The organism is Streptomyces sp. NPDC042201, assembly GCF_055582185.1.
Genome location: NZ_JBVJDS010000003.1, coordinates 791,000 through 809,427, shown reverse-complemented (window position 1 = coordinate 809,427; position 18,428 = coordinate 791,000). Strand labels below are relative to the sequence as shown.

Sequence of the window (18,428 nt, the reverse complement as noted above, 5' to 3'; positions counted from 1 at the left end):
GTCACCGCGACCGTCCCCGTCGGAGCCGTTCCACTCGAAGCGGCCATCACCCCCAACGGCCTGTCCGTCTACGTGACCAACTCCGGCGACAACACGGTCAGCGTGATCAGCACCGCGACCAACACCGTCACCGCCACCATCCCCGTCGGAGCGGTTCCCCTCGGCGTCGCAACTACTCCGGACGGTCTGTTTGTTTATGTGACCAACTCGGGTGACGGCACGGTCAGCGTCATCAGCACCGCCACCAACACGGTCACCACGACCGTCCCGGTGGGAACCGCGCCTCTTGATGTGGAGGTCACGCCGGACGGTCTCAACGTCTATGTGGCCAACTCGGGTGACGACACGGTCAGCGTGATCAGCAGCGCCACCAACACCGTCACGGCCACCATCCCGGTGGGCACCACCCCGTTCGGCGTGGCCGTCTCCCCCGACGGCCTGCACGTCTACGTGAGCAACCAGAACGAGGACACGGTCAGCGTCATCAGCACCGCCACCAACGCCACCACCTTCACCATCCCCGTCGGCGTGGCACCGATCGGGGTGGCGATCACCCCGGACGGGCTGCACGCCTACGTGGCCAACTCCGGTGACAACACGGTCACTGTCGCTGAGACCGTTCCCTTCGCCACCACGACGACTCTCACATCGGCGCCCGACCCTTCCGTCTTCGGCCAGATCAAAATCCTTACCGCCACCGTGAGTTCCACCGCCGGCACACCCACCGGAACCGTCGACTTCTTCGACGGAGCCACCCTCCTCGGCACCTCCCCCCTCACCGGCGGAGTCGCCACCCTCTCCGTATCCACCCTCACCGTCGGCACCCACAGCCTCACCGCCGTCTACAGCGGAGACACCAACTTCACGACCTCCACCTCACCGGTGGACACCCAAACCGTCACTACCGCGAGCACCAGCACAGTCCTGACCTCGGCCCCAGACCCCTCCGTCTTCGGCCAGGCCAAGACCCTCACTGCAACCGTCACTGCTGTCCCACCGGGAGCCGGCACTCCGACCGGAACGGTCGACTTCTTCGATGGCGCCACTCTTCTGGGCACAGGCACCCTGACCGGTGGAGTCGCCACCCTCACCACCTCCGCGCTGAGCGTCGGCAGCCACAATCTGACCGCCGTCTACAGCGGGGACAGCAGCTTCGACGGCTCCACCTCACCCGTGGACACCCAGACCGTCACCACCGCGAGCACCAGCACAGCACTGACGTCGGCGCCGGACCCGTCGGTGTTCGGCCAGGCCAAGACGCTGACCGCCACCGTCACCGCCACCCCGCCAGGAGCCGGCACTCCAACGGGAACCGTCGACTTCTTCGACGGCGCCACCCTTCTGGGCACAGGCACGCTCTCCGGCGGAGTCGCCACCCTGACCACCTCGACGCTGAGCGTCGGCACACATAGCCTCACCGCCGTCTACAGCGGGGACGGTAACTTCACGACCTCCACCTCACCCGTGGACACCCAGACGGTCATCACCGCAGGCACAACCACAGCGCTGACGTCGGCCCCCGATCCTTCGGTCTTCGGTCAGGGCAAGATCCTGACCGCCACCGTCACCGCTGTCCCACCCGGGGCCGGGACACCGACGGGTACGGTCAGCTTCTTCGACGGCGCCACCCTCCTCGGTACCAGCACCCTCACCGGCGGAGTCGCCACCCTCACCACCTCCGCGCTGAGCGTCGGCACACATAGCCTCACCGCCGTCTACAGCGGCGACGGCAACTTCGACGGCTCCACCTCACCCGTGGACACCCAGACCGTCACCACCGCGAGCACCAGCACCGCCCTGACGTCAGCGCCAGACCCCTCCGTCTTCGGCCAGGTCAAAACGCTGACCGCCACCGTCACCGCCACCCCACCAGGAGCCGGCACCCCGACCGGGACCGTCGACTTCTTCGACGGCGCCACCCTGCTGGGTACGAGCACCCTCACCGGCGGCGTCGCCACCCTGTCGGTGTCCAGCCTCAGCGTCGGCAGCCACAGCCTCACCGCCGTCTACAACGGCGACAGCAACTTCACCAGCTCGACTTCGCCGGTCGACACCCAAACAGTCACCGCTGCTGACACGACCACAGCTCTCACCTCGGCGCCAGATCCCTCCGTCTTCGGCCAAGCCAAGACCCTCACCGCCACCGTCACCGCCACCCCACCAGGAGCGGGAACCCCGACCGGAACCGTCGACTTCTTCGACGGCGCCACCCTCCTGGGTACGAGCACACTCTCCGGCGGAGTCGCCACCCTGTCGGTATCCACGCTGAGCGTCGGCAGCCACAGCCTCACCGCCATCTACAACGCCGACAGCAACTTCACCACCTCAACCTCACCGGTCGACACCCAGACAGTCACCACCGCCGATACCACCACAGCACTCACATCCGCCCCCGACCCCTCCGTCTTCGGCCAAGCCAAAACCCTCACCGCCACCGTCACCGCCGTCCCACCGGGAGCTGGCACCCCGACCGGAACCGTTGACTTCTTCGACGGAGCCACCCTCCTCGGCACCTCCACCCTCACCGGCGGAGTCGCCACGCTCACCGTGTCCACGCTGAGCGTCGGCAGCCACAGCCTCACCGCCGTCTATAGCGGGGACACCAACTTCGACGGCTCCACCTCGCCCGTGGACACCCAGACGGTCACCACTGCTGACACAGCCACAGCGCTGACGTCAGCACCGGACCCCTCCGTCTTCGGCCAAGCCAAAACCCTCACCGCCACCGTCACCGCCGTCCCACCGGGAGCTGGCACCCCGACCGGAACGGTCGACTTCTTCGACGGCGCCACCCTGCTGGGCACGTCCACCCTCACCGGCGGCGTCGCCACCCTCTCCGTCTCCACCCTCAGCGTCGGCAGCCACAGCCTCACCGCCGTCTACAACGGCGACACCAACTTCAACACCTCAACCTCACCGGTCGACACCCAAACGGTCAGCACGGCCAACACCAGCACAGCACTGACGTCGGCGCCGGATCCCTCCGTCTTCGGCCAAGCCAAAACGCTGACCGCCACCGTCACCGCAGTCCCACCCGGAGCCGGCACACCTACCGGAACCGTCAGCTTCTTCGACGGAGCTACCCTCCTGGGCACGTCCGCCCTCACCGGCGGAGTCGCCACCCTCTCCGTCTCCACCCTCACTGTCGGCAGCCACAGCCTGACCGCCGTCTACAACGGCGACAGCAGCTTCAACAGCTCAACTTCGCCGGTCGACACCCAAACCGTCACCACCGCCGACACGGCGACAGCACTCACCTCGGCGCCAGATCCCTCCGTCTTCGGGCAGCCCAAGGTCCTCACCGCCACCGTCACCGCAGTCGCACCCGGAGCGGGAACCCCGACCGGAACCGTCGACTTCTTCGACGGCGCAACCCTCCTGGGCACAGGCACCCTCACTGGCGGGGTCGCCACCCTCACCAACTCGACGTTGAGCGTCGGCACCCACAGTCTGACCGCCGTCTACAACGGCGACAGCAGCTTTAATGGCTCGACTTCGCCGGTCGACACCCAAACCGTCACCAGTGCTGACTCGGCGACAGCACTCACCTCGGCCCCGGACCCGTCCGTCGTCGGCCAAGCCAAGATCCTCACCGCAACTGTCACCGCAGTTCCACCCGGAGCGGGAACCCCGACCGGAACGGTCAGCTTCTTCGACGGCGCCACCCTGCTGGGCACGTCCACCCTCTCCGGCGGGGTCGCCACCCTCTCCGTCTCCACCCTCAGCGTCGGCACCCACAGCCTCACCGCCATCTACAGCGGAGACAGCAACTTCGACGGCTCTACCTCACCGGTCGACACCCAGACCGTCACCACCGCGAGCACCAGCACAGCACTCACCTCGGCGCCAGACCCGTCGGTCTTCGGGCAAGCGAAAACCCTCACCGCGACCGTCACGGCCACTCCACCCGGAGCCGGCACCCCCACCGGAACGGTCGACTTCTTCGACGGCGCCACCCTCCTCGGCACCGGCACCCTCACCGGCGGCGTCGCGACCCTCACCACCTCCGCGCTGGGCGTCGGCACACATAGCCTCACCGCGGTTTATAGCGGCGACAGCAGCTTCGACGGCTCCACCTCGCCCGTGGACACCCAGACGGTCACCACCGCAGGCACGAGCACAGCGCTGACATCGGCCCCCGATCCTTCGGTCTTCGGTCAGGCCAAGATCCTGACCGCCACCGTCACCGCAACCCCACCCGGAGCCGGCACACCCACCGGAACCGTCGACTTCTTCGACGGCGCCACCCTTCTGGGGACCGGCACGCTCTCCAGCGGAGTCGCCACCCTGACCACCTCGACGCTGAGCGTCGGCAGCCACAGCCTGACCGCGGTCTACAGCGGAGACCCCAACTTCACGACCTCCACCTCACCCGTAGACACCCAGACCGTCACGGCCGCAGGCACCAGTACCGCCCTGACGTCGGCGCCGGACCCCTCCGTCTTCGGCCAAGCCAAAACCCTCACCGCGACCGTCACCGCCACCCCACCCGGAGCCGGCACACCCACCGGAACCGTCAGCTTCTTCGACGGCGCCACCCTGCTGGGCACGGGCACACTCACCGGCGGAGTCGCCACCCTCTCCGTATCCACCCTCACTGTTGGCACCCACAGCCTCACCGCCGTCTACAGCGGGGACTCCAACTTCACCGGCTCCACCTCACCCATCGACACCCAATCAGTCACCACGGCGAGTACCACCACGGCACTCACATCCGCCCCCGACCCCTCCGTCTTCGGGCAAGCCAAAACCCTCACCGCCACCGTGACCGCCGTCCCACCAGGAGCCGGCACACCCACCGGAACCGTCGACTTCTTCGACGGCGCCACTCTCCTCGGCACCGGCACCCTTACCGGTGGAGTCGCGACCCTCACCACCTCGGCACTGGGCGTCGGCACCCACAGCCTCACCGCGGTTTATGGCGGTGACAGCAGCTTCGACGGCTCTACCTCACCCGTGGATACCCAGACCGTCACCACCGCCGGCACCAGCACAGTGCTCACCTCGGCCCCCGACCCCTCCGTCTTCGGCCAGACCAAAATCCTCACCGCCACCGTCACCGCCACCCCGCCCGGAGTCGGCACACCCACCGGAACCGTCGACTTCTTCGACGGCGCAACCCTCCTCGGCACCGGCACCCTCTCCGGCGGGGTTGCCACCTTCTCCGTATCCACCCTCAGCGTCGGCACCCACAGCCTCACCGCCGTCTACAGCGGAGACAGCAACTTCACCACCTCCACCTCACCCGTGGACACCCAAACAGTCACCACCGCCAGCACCAGCACCCTGCTCACCTCGGCCCCCGACCCCTCCGTCTTCGGCCAGACCAAAATCCTCACTGCCACCGTGAGTTCCATCGCCGGGACGCCGACCGGAACCGTCAGCTTCTTCGACGGCGCGACCCTCCTCGGCACCTCCACCCTCTCCGGCGGAGTCGCCACCCTCTCCGTGTCCACCCTCAGCGCAGGCACGCACAGCCTCACCGCCGTCTACAGCGGAGACTCCAACTTCGCGGGCTCCACCTCACCCGTGGACACGCAGACCGTCACCAAGGCCAACACCTCCACGGCTGTGACCGCCTCGCCCGACCCCTCCGTCTTCGGGCAGCCCAAAACGCTGACGGCCACCGTCACCCCCGTCGCGCCAGGAGCCGGGACGCCGACCGGAACCGTCACTTTCTTCCTCGGCGGCATCCCCCAGCCGCCCGTGCCTCTCGTCGGTGGAGCCGCCACCCTCACCACCTCCACCCAGCCCGCCGGCACCCGCAGCGTACGAGCCACCTACAACGGGGACGGCAACTTCACCGGCTCGACCTCACCCACCATCAACACCACCGTCACCAAGGCCAACACCAGCACCCTGCTGACCTCGGCCCCTGACCCCTCCGTCTTCGGCCAGGCGAAAACCCTCACCGCCACCGTCACGGCCACCCCGCCCGGAGCAGGCACACCCACCGGAACCGTCAGCTACTTCGACGGCGCCACCCTCCTCGGCACCAGCACCCTGTCCGGCGGGGTCGCCACCTTCTCCGTATCCACCCTCACCGTCGGCACCCACAACCTCACCGCCGTATACAACGGCAGCAACAACTTCAATGCCTCCACCTCGCCCACCGACCCCCAGACCGTCACTACCGCCAACACCAGTACGGTTCTGACCTCGGCCCCCGACCCGTCCGTCTTCGGGCAAGCGAAAACCCTCACCGCCACTGTTACGGCCACCGCACCCGGAGCCGGCACCCCGACCGGAACCGTCAGCTACTTCGACGGCGCCACCCTCCTGGGAACGGGCACACTCTCCGGCGGGGTTGCCACCTTCTCCGTATCCAGCCTCAGTGTCGGCACGCACAGCCTCACCGCCGTATACGCCGGAGACAGCAACTTCAACGCCTCCACCTCACCCATCGACACCCAGACGGTCACCCCCGCCGGCACCAGCACATTGCTCACCTCGGCACCCGACCCGTCCGTCTTCGGCCAGGCGAAAATCTTCACCGCCACCGTCACCGCCACCGCACCCGGAGCCGGCACACCCACCGGAACCGTCGACTTCTTCGACGGCGCAACCCTCCTCGGCACCAGCACCCTGTCCGGCGGAGTCGCCACCTTCTCCGTATCCAGCCTCACCGTCGGCACCCACAGCCTCACCGCGGTATACAACGGGGACAGCAACTTCACGACCTCCACCTCACCGGTGGACACCCAAACGGTCGGCTCGGCCAGCACCTCCACTGCTGTGAGCGCCTCGCCCGACCCGTCCGTCTTCGGGCAGCCCAAGACGCTGACAGCCACCGTCACCCCCGTCGCGCCAGGAGCCGGGACGCCGACCGGGACCGTGACCTTCTTCATCGGTGGCATCCCCCAGGCACCCGTGCCCGTCACCGGCGGAGTCGCCACCCTCACCACCTCCACCCAACCGGCAGGCACCCGCAGCGTGCGCGCCATCTACAACGGGGACGGCAACTTCACCGCCTCGACCTCACCCACCATCACCACCACCGTCACGAAGGCCAACACCAGCACATTGCTCACCTCGGCACCCGACCCCTCCGTCTTCGGCCAGACCAAAATCCTCACCGCCACCGTCACCGCCACCGCGCCCGGAGTCGGCACACCAACCGGAACCGTCGACTTCTTCGACGGCGCCACCCTCCTGGGCACGTCCACACTCACCGGCGGAGTCGCCACATTCTCCGTATCCACCCTCAGTGTCGGCACCCACAGCCTCACCGCCGTATACAACGGCAGCAGCAGCTTCATCACCTCCACCTCGCCCATCGACACCCAGACGGTCACCCCGTAGGCATGGCAAAGCGCCCCGGCCAGCTCGTTGAGCTGCGCCGGGGCGCTTGCATGCTTCGGAAGGATGAGGTCAGCGCTGTTCGGCCTGCTCCTGCCGGCCCGCCGGCGCACCCGCGGCGTCTTCGTCGGTCCCGTTCCGGTGGTGTGGTCCGCAGCCGATCGCCACGCCCGCCGGGCCGGTGCCGACCCGGGTGGTGCGGATGACCCTGTTCCTGGCCGTATTGATCACTGACGCGTTGTTGGAGAGAAGATTGGTGACGTAAGCGCGGTCGCTGCGCTCGTCCACGGCGACTCCGACGGGCGCGGTGCCGACGCGGATGGTGCCGGTCACCGTATTCGTGGCGGTTCCGATCACCGACACATTGTTTGACGCCTGGTTGGCCACGTACACGCGGCGGTGCCGGCCGTCGACGGCCACCCCGAACGGAGTACCGCCGACGGGGATGGTGGCGGTCACCGTGTTTCCGGCCGTATTGATCACCGACACGCTGTTCGAGCCCTGGTTGGTCACGTACGCACGGCCCCGGTCCACGGCGATTCCAGCGGGCGTGCTGCCGACGGGAACGGTGGCGATCACCGTATTGGTGGCCGTCCGGATCACCGACACCGTCCCGGACAGCATGTTGGTGACGTACGCCCGGTCGCGCTCATGGTCGACAGCGACCGCGAACGGGTTGCCGCCGACCGCGATGGTGGCGGTCACGGCGTTGGTGGCGGTATTGATCACCGACACCGTCCCGGCGGCCCGGTTGGCCACGTAGGCACGGCTGCGCCGGCTGTCGACGGCGATCCCGAACGGACCGCTCCCTACGGGGATGGTGGCGGTCACCCTGTTCCTGCTCGTATTGATCACCGACACATTGTTTGAGCCATGATTGACCACGAACGCGCGGCGGTGCCGGCCGTCAACAGCGACCTCGAACGGACTGCTCCCGACGCGGACGGTGTCGATGTCCCCGGCAGGATTGATCACTGACACGCTGTTCGATCCCTGGTTGACGACATAGACGGGCCGTCCGCCTCTGCCGCCCTGCCCACCCAGCCCGCCGTCCCCGGCGTCGCTTTGAGCGGTCCCGTGCGTCAGCTCCGCCGCATCGCGCGATGCCGGCACCGGTTCGGCCTCCGCCCAGGCAGGTGAAGTTCCGAGCAGCGGGCCGGCGAACAGCGCCGCGGCGAGCCCCACCGCCCACGTTCCCCGCCGTGGGCACGGCGCCTTGCGGGGCCTCCGCTCCAGGGCTTTTGACTGCTGCGGCACGTTACGGGCGAGAGGCATCGTGTCTCCTGACAGGCTGTGGCTCGTCGTCGGAGCCGGGAAAGAAGATGGGGACGGCGCGGCGAGCCGATTCAGCCGTCATGGCTCGATCCGCCAGCAGCCATCCTGTGATGCCCCTTTGCCACTCGCCACGAGAGTTCGGCCAGAAGGACGCAGCGGCGGATCAACAGCCCCCTGCCACCTCGCGAGCGGACCTCGGGGACTTCGCGAACCGCGCGGACCCACGGGGACAAAGATCGCCCATCGGCCGATACGCGTACGAGCCCGGTCCCCGACCGCACGTAAATGATCACGCCGCGCCGCCGCGGACCGGCCGGGACGCGCCAACCAGTCGATCGGCGTGCGGAAACCGTTGACAAACCGGTGACATGATTGCAACCTTTGACTCGCAAAAAACTGGGCAACTGGCTCAATTTTCTAAGAATCTTTCTGCAACTTCATGGCAGGGGCCCGACCTGCCTGCTCCGGTCCCACCGCTCGGCCCGGTCCTGCGGGCCGCCCGCGCTCTCGTTCCAACCGAACAGAGGACCCGATGAAACGGAAGCAGCCCATCCGGCGGCTGATCACCGGCATAGTCATGGCCGGCCTGATCGCCGTCGGGCTCTTGCCCATCTCCGCCTCCGCCTCCGCGGCCGAACGTCCCAACCTGTCCCTGGGCAGGTCGGCCTTGGCCGGCGGATCCGAGGGGAGTCATCCCGCCGCCAACGTCACCGACGGCAACCAGGCAACGTACTGGGAGGGACCGTCCAACTCCTTCCCGCAATGGATTCGGATCGACCTCGGCAGCGCCGTCAGCGTCGACCAAGTGGTGCTGAAGCTGCCGACCACGTGGGAAGCGCGCACCCAGGCCCTCAGCGTCCAGGGCAGCACCGACGGGAACACCTTCAGCACCCTCTCCGCGTCGCAGGGGCGGGCGTTCGCCCCGGCCTCGGCCAACACCGTCACCATCGACTTCCCCGTCGCGAGCGTCCGGTACGTACGGCTGAACATCACCGGCAACACGGGCTGGCCCGCCGCGCAGGTCTCCGAGTTCGGGATCTACGGCCCGCAGGGTGAGGACCCCGGCGAGGACCCGGGTGAGGACCCGGGCGCGGAGGACGGTTCCGATCTGGCCCGCGGCAAGCCGATCGAGGCGTCGTCGACGGTCCACACGTTCGTCGCGGCCAACGCCAACGACGACAAGCTCAACACCTACTGGGAGTCCGCCGGACACCCGTCGACGCTGACGGTGAAGCTCGGAGCCGAAGCCGACATCACGTCGGTCGTGGTCAAGCTCAACCCCGACGCGGCATGGGGCTCCCGTACGCAGAACATCCAGGTCCTCGGCCGCGCCCAGGGCGCCACCGGCTTCACTTCCCTGAAGGCCCGGGCCGACTACTCCTTCAACCCGTCGACGAACCAGAACTCCGTGACGATCCCGGTCACCGGGCGCGCCGCCGACGTGCAGCTCCAGATCTTCAGCAACACCGGCGCGACCGGCGGACAGGTCGCCGAGATCCAGGTCATCGGAGTCCCGGCACCCAACCCGGACCTCACGGTCACCGCGCTGTCGTGGACTCCCGCCTCCCCGGTGGAGACCGACGCGACCACGGTGAGCGCGACCGTACGCAATGTGGGCACAGCGCCCTCCGGCGCCACCACGGTGAACGTCAGCGTGGGCGCAGTCGTCGCGGGCAGCGCCCCGGTGAGCGGGCTCGCCGCGGGTGCCTCGGCCACCGTCCAGGTCGCCGTCGGGAAGCGGGCGGAGGGCAGCTACAGGGTCACGTCCGTGGTGGACCCGACCGACACGATCGTCGAGCAGGACAACGACAACAACAGCTTCACCGCTACCGCGCAGCTGGTGGTCGGCCAGAGTCCCGGCCCCGACCTGCAGGTGCTCGATATCAGCTCCACCCCGCAGAATCCGGCCGTCGGCGCGGCGGTCCAGTTCACCGTGGCGGTGAAGAACCGCGGGACCACCGCGTCCGGCGTCACCACGGTCACCCGCGTGGCGGTGGGCGGCACCACGCTCAACACCAACACCCCGTCGATCGCGGCCGGCGCGACGGCCAATGTGAACGTCAACGGCACGTGGACCGCCACCAACGGCGGCGCCACCATCGTCGCCACCGCGGACGCGACCAACGTCGTCACCGAGACCAACGAGACCAACAACGCGTTCTCACGCTCGATCGTGGTCGGGCGCGGTGCGGCGGTCCCGTACGTCGAGTACGAGGCGGAGGCCGCCAGGTACCAGGGCACCCTGCTGGAGGCCGACGCGGAGCGCACCTTCGGGCACACCAACTTCGCCAGCGAGTCGTCGGGCCGGAAGTCGGTGCGGCTGAACAGTACGGGCCAGTTCGTCGAGTTCACCTCGACCAACCCGTCGAACTCGATCGTGGTGCGCAACTCCGTTCCCGACGCTCCGAACGGCGGCGGCGCGGAAGCCACCATCGGCCTCTACGTCAACGACACGTTCGTCAAGAAGCTGACGCTGACCTCCAAGCACAGCTGGCTGTACGGCGACACCGACGGCCCCGAAGCGCTGACGAACACGCCCCAGGCCGACGCCCGGCGGCTGTTCGACGAGTCGAACTCGCTGCTGCCGACGACCTATCCGGCGGGCACCAAGTTCAAGTTGCAGCGCGACGCGGGTGACAACGCCTCCTTCTACGTCATCGACATGATCGACCTGGAGCAGGTGGCGCCGCCGACGAGTAAGCCCGCCGAGTGCACCTCGATCACGGCGTACGGGGCGGTGCCCAACGACGGGATCGACGACACGACCGCGATCCAGCGGGCGGTCACGGACAACCAGACGGACGTCATCGACTGCGTGTGGATTCCGGCGGGGCAGTGGCGGCAGGAGAAGAAGATCCTGACCGACGACCCGCTGGACCGGGGTCAGTACAACCAGGTCGGCATCAGCAACGTCACGATCCGCGGCGCGGGAATGTGGCACTCCCAGCTCTACACGCTGACCGAGCCGCACCAGGCGGTGGGCAGCATCAACCACCCGCACGAGGGCAACTTCGGCTTCGACATCGACGACAACACCCAGATCTCCGACATCGCCATCTTCGGCTCCGGCACCATCCGCGGCGGCCCGGGCGGCGCCGAGGGCGGGGTGGGCCTGAACGGGCGGTTCGGCAAGAACACCAAGATCGCCAACGTGTGGATCGAGCACGCGAACGTGGGCGTCTGGGCCGGTCGTGACTACGACAACATCCCGGCCCTGTGGGGGCCTGCCGATGGGCTTGAGTTCACCGGGATGCGTATCCGCAACACGTACGCCGACGGCATCAACCTCACCAACGGCGCGCGGAACTCGCGGGTGTTCAACTCCTCGTTCCGCACCACCGGCGACGACTCCCTGGCGGTCTGGGCGAACCGGTACGTCAAGGACACGACGGTCGACGTCGCGCACGACAACTCCTTCGTCAACAACACCATCCAACTGCCCTGGCGGGCGACCGGTATCGCGGTCTACGGCGGTTACGGCAACAAGATCGAGAACAACCTGATCTATGACACGGCGAACTACCCGGGCATCATGCTGGCGACCGACCACGACCCCCTGCCCTTCTCCGGGCAGACCCTGATCGCCAACAACGCCCTCCACCGCACCGGTGGCGCCTTCTGGAACGAAGACCAGGAGTTCGGCGCCATCACGCTCTTCGCGGCGAGCCGGGACATCACCGGGGTCACCATCCGGGACACCGACATCTACGACTCGACCTACGACGGCATCCAGTTCAAGACGGGTGGCGGCACCATGCCGGGCGTAGTGATCAACAATGTGAAGATCGACAAGTCCAACAACGGCGCCGGCATTCTGGCCATGAGCGGCGCTCGCGGTGGCGCGACGCTGACCAACGTGACCATAACCAACTCGGCTGACGGCAACATCGTCACCCAGCCGGGGTCGGGCTTCGTGATCACGGGCGGTGCCGGAGCGGCAAGGGCACCGGATCGGAAGTCGGCTACCCGACGCTGAGATCCGAGCAGGTGCGGAGCGAGGCCGACCTCGCTCCGCACCTGCTGCTGTGCGGGACCGCCACCGGCCCCGCGCCGAGCGCGAGATCACCCGGCCGCTCGTCCGGTCGGCCGCGCGCCGAGCGCCAAGCGGAATAGGGCGATGGGGATTCCCGACGGGTCTCCGCGACGACTGATGACCTGCGGCAGGATTGAGCCGTGACAACCGAGTCGGACAAGATCGAGCTGAGCGAACACGAACTTCGTGAGATCGCGGGCTACGCGGCTGATTGTGCGCGCAGGGCACTGTCGATCTTCGAACAGAATCTTCCTGCTGACACGCGCCCTCGCGACGCCATCGACGCGGCGGACACGTTCGCCGGGGGCGGCCGGCGCACAGCCGCTCTGCGGCAGAGCGGCTGGGCGGCGTACAGAGCGGCACAAGAAGCCGCTGTACCCGCTGCGGTCGACGCGGCGCGAGCGGCGAGCCATGCGGCCGGCGCCGCGTACCTTCATCCCAAGGCAAGCGCTCATCAGGTGAAACACATTCTCGGAGCGGCAGCCCATGCGGCACGAGCGGAAGAGCTGGCAGCCGGAGAAGACCAGCGTGTCGCTGCGGAAACCCTTGAATGGGCGCGTCATCACGCACCGGCAGCGGTCACCGCGGTGCTCAGCCGTTTTCCCGCCGCACCTCCCGGAGGCGGGCGCGTAGGAGAGTTCATTCGCGATCTCGACGCCGCCCTGCGCGCCTGAGGGCGATCGGATACCAACGGACGCGGCGGGGCGGGGCGTACCCGGCCGGCGCTCTGCGGGGCGGCTGCTTCACCGTGTCGGCGTACCCGTCGCCCCTGTGGGAAATTCCTGGCTGCCGAGTACGCGCAGCAGTTCCAGCCGCTCGCGGGTCTCGGCATCCACCGGGGTGAGCACCAGCAGCAGCTGGCCCTGGTCGGGAGTGACCAGGGTCTCGCAGTCCATCAGCAGGCGGCCCACCCGCGGGTGCAGCAGGGTCTTGCGGTCGGCGCGGCGGACCGCCACCTCGTGCTCGGCCCAGAGCCGGCGGAACTCGGCGCTCGCTGCCCGCAACCGGTCGATAAACCCGGTGACCGTGGGGTCGCCGGACCGCCACCGCGTCATTGACCGCCTTGGCACGGCCACGCCGCCGCCTCTCGGGCGCCGCCCTGCTGGGTGCGCATCGCGATCGTCTGCTGGACGCCTCCCTGGAGCACTCCACCGCCGCCATGGTCACCGCGCTGTTCGACCAGGCTGAGGAACGCGACCCCGAGCGTCGGCGCCGCTGGATCGTGCTGGTCGACGGCGCCAACCACCAACTGGATTGCATCGGGAAGGAAGCCGCGGCCCGCGGCGTGGACATCGACGTCATCGTCGACTTCGTGCACGTGCTCGAGTACCTGTGGAAGACCGCCGAGGACCTGCACCCGGCCCAGACCGCCCGCGCCGCCTTCACCGACTGCTGTTGCCCGCCGTCCGCGTGGGCGGTGCCGTCGCCGCTCTGGGCTCACTGCTCGCGCTGATCCTCGGGTTCTCCCGCACCACCCTGGCCATGGCCCGCGACCGGCACCTGCCCCACGCCCTGGCCGCCGTCCACCCCCGCTTCGGCGTCCCGCACCGCGCCGAACTGGCCATCGGCGCCATTGTCGCCCAGCTCGCCGCGACCACCGACGTACGCGGCGCGATCGGCTTCTCCTCCTTCGGCGTCCTGGCCTACTACGCCATCGCCATCAACGCCTCCGCCCTCGCCCTCGCCCTCGCCCCGCAAGAAGGCCGACCCAACCGCCTCGTGCCCGTCATCGGCCTGGCCGGCTGCGCGTGCCCTCGCTATCGCTCTACCCCTGAGCACCGTCCTCCCCGGCACCGCGGTCCTCACTCTCGGAGCTGCCCTCTACGGACTGCGCAAGGCCAGGGCCACCAGCTCCCGCCACTGAACCGTCGGTTTTCCGAGCCTGCGCCGCTCCCCGGGCACGGACCTGGCGGCTTGACTCCGTCGCGGCGCCGACCGCGCCCTCCGATTCGATGGCTTCGGTGCTGGGCCTGTTGGAAGCCAAGGCCCGGAATCGGGCCGAGCGGCTGCGGGTGGAATCCGGGCGGATCACGGCGGAGTCGAGCGGCGGCCGCGGGCCGTCGGTATCAGCGGTTGCGTGGGGTGACCAGGCCGGATTCGTAGCCAAGGACGACGAGTTGGGCTCGGTCACGGGCGTGGAGCTTGGCCATGGCCCGGTTGATGTGGGTTTTTGCGGTCAGTGGGCTGATCACCATGCGCTCGGCGACCTGGTCGTTGGACAGGCCGTGCGCGACCAGGGCGACGGCCTCGCGTTCGCGGCTGGTCAGCCCTTCCAGTTCCGTGGCGGCGCCGGTGTGGAGCGGCTGGGCGACGTACCGGTTGATCAGCTTTCGGGTGATCGACGGTGCGAGCAGGGCGTCGCCGCGCGCGGCGACGCGTACGGCGTGCAGGAAGTCCTCCGGCACGATGTCCTTGACGAGGAACCCGGCAGCGCCGGCGCGCAGCGCGTCGAACACGTATTCGTCCAAGCCGTAGTTGGTCAGGATGACGACGTGCACCTTCGCCAAGGCCGGGTCCGCGGCGATGAGCCGGGTCGCCTCGATGCCGTCGATAACCGGCATCTGGATGTCGATGAGCGCGACGTCGGGCAGGTGTTCTCTGGCGAGGGCCAGGCCCTCTTTCCCGTCGGCGGCCTCGGCCACCACCTCGATGTCGTCCTCAAGGTCGAGGAGCGCACGGAACCCGCTGCGCAGGAGCGCCTGGTCGTCGACCAGCAGGACCCGGATCATGATGTTCCGTCCACGGGGAGTTCAGCGCGGACGGTGAAGCCGCCCTCGCCACGCGGTTCCGCGTGCAGGCGACCGCCGAGGGCAGTGACGCGTTCGCGCATGCCGAGCAGCCCGATACCGGGATTTGGGGTGGTGTCCGGGGTGGCCTTGCCGTCGTCATCGACTCGTATGGTCAGGGCGTTGGGACGGTAGCCGATGTGGACCGATGCGGTAGTGGCGGCGGCGTGTCGTGCGATGTTGGTGAGCGACTCCTGCACGATCCGGTAGGCAGTCCGGTCCACCGCGGCCGACACCTCGTGTCGTTGTCCGTCGATCGTCAGCGTCGCGGCCAGGCCTGTCGTACGGGACCGTTCCACCAAGTCCGGGACGTGGTCGAGCCCCTGCGGCGGGGTCCTGTCGTCGTCGCGCAGCACCTCCAGGGTCGCCCGCAACTCCCGGGACGCCTCACGACCAGCCTCCCGAATCGCCAGCAATGCCTTCGGTACCTCTTCGCCACGCTTGCGGGCCACGTGCACGGCGGCTTCGGCCTGCACCTTGATGACCGAGATCTGGTGGGTGAGCGAATCGTGCAGCTCCCGCGCGATGTGCAGCCGCTCCTCATCGGCGCGACGCCGTGCGGTCTCCTCCCGGGTGCGCTCGGCCTCGTCCGCCCGCCGCTCGGCCTGCCGCAGCGCTTCCCCCGCAGCACCGGCCGCGATTAGCCAGGCAATCTCCAGGGCGCCTCGGGCCCGCACGAACGCCTCGCTCGTATCGTGCAGGGAGACCAGGGCCGCGAGCGGGAGAGTAGCCAGCAGGGTCACGGACGCGGCCACCGAGATGACGTGGTGTCCCGCGCGCATCGCGCCGTACACCGCGAACAGGTAGGCAACGGCCGGCACATCGAAACCCGCCGCCTGGTAGCCCAGCGCGCACAACCCGGTGACGGCCAGAACCTGAACCGGAGCCCGGCGGCGCACAGTCAGCGCCAGGCCGCCGACCGCCAACAGCACGTAGCCGAGCAGGTCAAGCCCCGTGGCGGAGTGCTGCTCGGACAGCCCAGTAACCACCAGCGTCGCCGCCACACCAACGGCGATCGCCCAGTCCCTTACATCGGCCCGAACACCGAACCGCCCTGTGGTCATACGTGGACCCTAGCCGGAGGCCACTGCGGGCGAGTCCCGCCCGCGGACGAGCGGCCACCTACCGCACCCGCAGTACCTTCCCCGTGCCTGCGTCATTCGCAGCAACCGGATGCGCCACCTGCGGCAGCGCGAAATGCCTCCGTCTGCAAGACGACTGGCGATGGGTCCGGCGGCCAGGATCAGGTGACATCCCAACCCGGGAGTCGAGACGCACGAATGAGGAGAGGGACATGAGCTCATCAGGAGCCCTGAGGTCAGTCCGGCTGCCGCTTGCCGCGGCCGGAGCCGCCCTGCTCGGGGTGTTCGTGCTGGCCGCACCGGCGGCTGCCGCGCACGTCTCTGCTCAGCCATCCGCCGCCAGTATTTACACCATGAGCGCCGGGCGGCTCGGGGCCACCACCGCCGCCGTGCTAGGACTGATCGGCGTGGTCATCGCCGGACTGGCTCTGGCCCGCCCTACCGGTCGTTTCGGAACCGACAACGGGCGACTCGGAGCCAACACGGCCCTAGCGGCGGGGCTCATCGCCATGGCCCTCGGCGGGCTGGTGGTAGCAACCTCCGACGGCTCTCTCGGCACCGGCAACGGGCTGGGCGGAGCCATCGTGGCCCTGATCGTGGGACTGATCGCCATGGCCCTTGGCCGGCGGGCTCTCGCCCGCTCCCGCCACAGCGTCCGTGAGTAGGCAGCGGGCGGTGTCGCCCGGTCAGCGGATCCGTGGCAGGGCCTTGTCCGGGTGCGCTGACCTCAGGAGTCTGATTTCGGAGTTCGCGAGCTGGGTGCGCAGCCTGCTGTTTTCCAGCTGGGATGCGACGAGTGCTTCGACGTATGCTGTCAGTAGGCGGATCTGAACTGCGTCCGCAGCTCGGAGTTCCTTGAGTTTCGTGATCTGCCTTCAGAGCCGCTTCTCGTGGTCCGGGGTCTGGCCGCGTGCGCGGACTCTGTCGTAGAACTCGTTTCTGAGGTCGGGGTGTCGCTGGGTGAGGGCATTGCGCGGGACGCCGGCTTCGGCGGCCAGGGCGACGATCGTCCACGCTCCATCGGCGTGGTCGGAGACGCCGCTGAGGACCCGATCCATGGCTGAGCGAATCCGTGCGCGTTCGTCGGTAGCCGGGCTCATCAGGCGCTCCCGCAGCAGGTGACGCGATCCCGGGTGTGGGCGTCGGCCTGAGAACGCAGGCGTGTGGAACTCCTGTACAGCCGCTCGGCAAGAGGCCCCGGTGCCGCCTCAGAGAGTCCGCTTGACGCTCCAGCACGGCCGCACGTTGCCGAAGTTGCTGTGCGTGCTGGTCGGTACGGGCGATGTTCGCGCAGGACGGCTGACAGCGGTGAAGGCTCGGGCTGTCGGCGGTATCCGCGCGGTGGCACAACGCCCGGTCGCGGTTGTAGACGCACATCAGCAGGGAATTCGGGTTGTCGTTGACGGCCAGAGCGGGGTTGTCGAGAATGTCGCGGGCCTGCCGCAGTGTGCGCACGAACCCGGCGAAAGGTCAAAGCCCAGGGACGGCTGCGTGCTCTGCCCCGGCGAGCGGCCTCATCGAAGCGGGACATCAAAGCACTCGTCACAGGTCTCGGTGATATCGCGAACGCGATCCACAGCGCCACCGCAGGAGAAAGCCGACGTTACCGGGCCCTCGGCCTACAAGGCACGTATGACCCCGGAAAGCAGCAGGTCCGGATAGAGGCGAACCTCTGTCCGGACCTGATCACTGCCGTATCTCCCCGTAGGGAAATCGTTGGTGTCCGAGGGGGGACTTGAACCCCCACGCCCGATAAAGGGCACTAGCACCTCAAGCTAGCGCGTCTGCCATTCCGCCACCCGGACGAGTGGTCGTACCGCAGTGTTCGGCCGCGGCGACATGGACAACGATACCAGGGGATGGGGGCGGTCCTCACCCGTATATCCGGTGGTCAGCGATCCGTAGCCGCTCGGTGTGGGTGTCGGGAGGGCCACCGCGGCGAGTCCGGGCTCG

9 protein-coding genes, 1 tRNA gene and 2 pseudogenes are annotated in these 18,428 nt (G+C 68.5%); 6 read left to right on the top strand and 6 right to left on the bottom strand.

Going from position 1 to position 18,428, the window contains the following annotated elements; all coding sequences use genetic code 11:
* Positions 1 to 45: 45 nt before the first annotated feature.
* Positions 46 to 7,302 (top strand): Ig-like domain repeat protein, encoded by a 7,257-nt coding sequence (locus tag ACZ6MZ_RS10975; protein ID WP_469351144.1) that lies wholly within the window; start codon positions 46 to 48, stop codon positions 7,300 to 7,302.
* Between the two features lie 69 nt (positions 7,303 to 7,371).
* Here the strand turns inward: ACZ6MZ_RS10975 and ACZ6MZ_RS10970 are convergent, their stop codons facing one another.
* Positions 7,372 to 8,574, bottom strand: a complete 1,203-nt coding sequence (locus ACZ6MZ_RS10970; RefSeq protein ID WP_469351097.1) for a YncE family protein — start codon at positions 8,572 to 8,574, stop codon at positions 7,372 to 7,374.
* A 532-nt stretch (positions 8,575 to 9,106) separates the two neighbouring features.
* On the opposite strand from ACZ6MZ_RS10970, the gene ACZ6MZ_RS10965 reads away from it, so the two are divergent.
* Positions 9,107 to 12,550: a CARDB domain-containing protein gene (locus ACZ6MZ_RS10965; protein WP_469351096.1), complete on the top strand. Its 3,444-nt coding sequence runs from the start codon at positions 9,107 to 9,109 to the stop codon at positions 12,548 to 12,550.
* Between the two features lie 197 nt (positions 12,551 to 12,747).
* Positions 12,748 to 13,281, top strand: a complete 534-nt coding sequence (locus tag ACZ6MZ_RS10960) for a putative immunity protein (protein WP_469351094.1) — start codon at positions 12,748 to 12,750, stop codon at positions 13,279 to 13,281.
* Between the two features lie 69 nt (positions 13,282 to 13,350).
* Here the strand turns inward: ACZ6MZ_RS10960 and ACZ6MZ_RS10955 are convergent.
* Positions 13,351 to 13,650: pseudogene (locus ACZ6MZ_RS10955) on the bottom strand (MmyB family transcriptional regulator); the annotation flags it as partial.
* Positions 13,651 to 13,670: 20 nt separating this feature from the next.
* Here ACZ6MZ_RS10955 and ACZ6MZ_RS10950 point away from each other — a divergent pair.
* Positions 13,671 to 14,060 (top strand): hypothetical protein, encoded by a 390-nt coding sequence (locus ACZ6MZ_RS10950; RefSeq protein WP_389784974.1) that lies wholly within the window; start codon positions 13,671 to 13,673, stop codon positions 14,058 to 14,060.
* Positions 14,000 to 14,471 (top strand): annotated as a pseudogene (locus tag ACZ6MZ_RS10945) (amino acid permease); the annotation flags it as partial. The gene ACZ6MZ_RS10950 and the pseudogene ACZ6MZ_RS10945, both read left to right, overlap by 61 nt.
* Positions 14,472 to 14,673: 202 nt before the next feature.
* Here the strand turns inward: ACZ6MZ_RS10945 and ACZ6MZ_RS10940 are convergent.
* On the bottom strand, positions 14,674 to 15,336 hold the full coding sequence (locus ACZ6MZ_RS10940; RefSeq protein ID WP_389784971.1) for a response regulator: 663 nt from the start codon (positions 15,334 to 15,336) through the stop codon (positions 14,674 to 14,676).
* Positions 15,333 to 16,457, bottom strand: a complete 1,125-nt coding sequence (locus tag ACZ6MZ_RS10935) for a sensor histidine kinase (protein WP_389784970.1) — start codon at positions 16,455 to 16,457, stop codon at positions 15,333 to 15,335. Before ACZ6MZ_RS10935 ends, ACZ6MZ_RS10940 begins: the two co-directional genes overlap by 4 nt.
* A 230-nt stretch (positions 16,458 to 16,687) precedes the next feature.
* Here ACZ6MZ_RS10935 and ACZ6MZ_RS10930 point away from each other — a divergent pair, with 230 nt between their 5' ends.
* Complete coding sequence (locus ACZ6MZ_RS10930) at positions 16,688 to 17,140, top strand: DUF6223 family protein (protein WP_389784969.1); 453 nt, start codon at positions 16,688 to 16,690, stop codon at positions 17,138 to 17,140.
* Positions 17,141 to 17,350: 210 nt separating this feature from the next.
* Here the strand turns inward: ACZ6MZ_RS10930 and ACZ6MZ_RS10925 are convergent, their stop codons facing one another.
* Both ACZ6MZ_RS10925 and ACZ6MZ_RS10920 read right to left on the bottom strand, forming a co-directional pair.
* Complete coding sequence (locus ACZ6MZ_RS10925; protein ID WP_389784967.1) at positions 17,351 to 17,533, bottom strand: hypothetical protein; 183 nt, start codon at positions 17,531 to 17,533, stop codon at positions 17,351 to 17,353.
* Between the two features lie 659 nt (positions 17,534 to 18,192).
* Positions 18,193 to 18,280 (bottom strand) — tRNA-Leu (locus ACZ6MZ_RS10920).
* Between the last annotated feature and the right edge of the window lie 148 nt (positions 18,281 to 18,428).

Excerpts from the sequence above, each read along its gene's own strand:
- ACZ6MZ_RS10970 (WP_469351097.1), bottom strand. The coding sequence starts at position 8,574 with ATGCCTCTCGCCCGTAACGTGCCGCAGCAGTCAAAAGCCCTGGAGCGG.
- ACZ6MZ_RS10930 (WP_389784969.1), top strand. The coding sequence starts at position 16,688 with ATGAGCTCATCAGGAGCCCTGAGGTCAGTCCGGCTGCCGCTTGCCGCG.
- ACZ6MZ_RS10965 (WP_469351096.1), top strand. The coding sequence starts at position 9,107 with ATGAAACGGAAGCAGCCCATCCGGCGGCTGATCACCGGCATAGTCATG.
- ACZ6MZ_RS10925 (WP_389784967.1), bottom strand. The coding sequence starts at position 17,533 with ATGGATCGGGTCCTCAGCGGCGTCTCCGACCACGCCGATGGAGCGTGG.
- ACZ6MZ_RS10935 (WP_389784970.1), bottom strand. The coding sequence starts at position 16,457 with ATGACCACAGGGCGGTTCGGTGTTCGGGCCGATGTAAGGGACTGGGCG.
- ACZ6MZ_RS10940 (WP_389784971.1), bottom strand. The coding sequence starts at position 15,336 with ATGATCCGGGTCCTGCTGGTCGACGACCAGGCGCTCCTGCGCAGCGGG.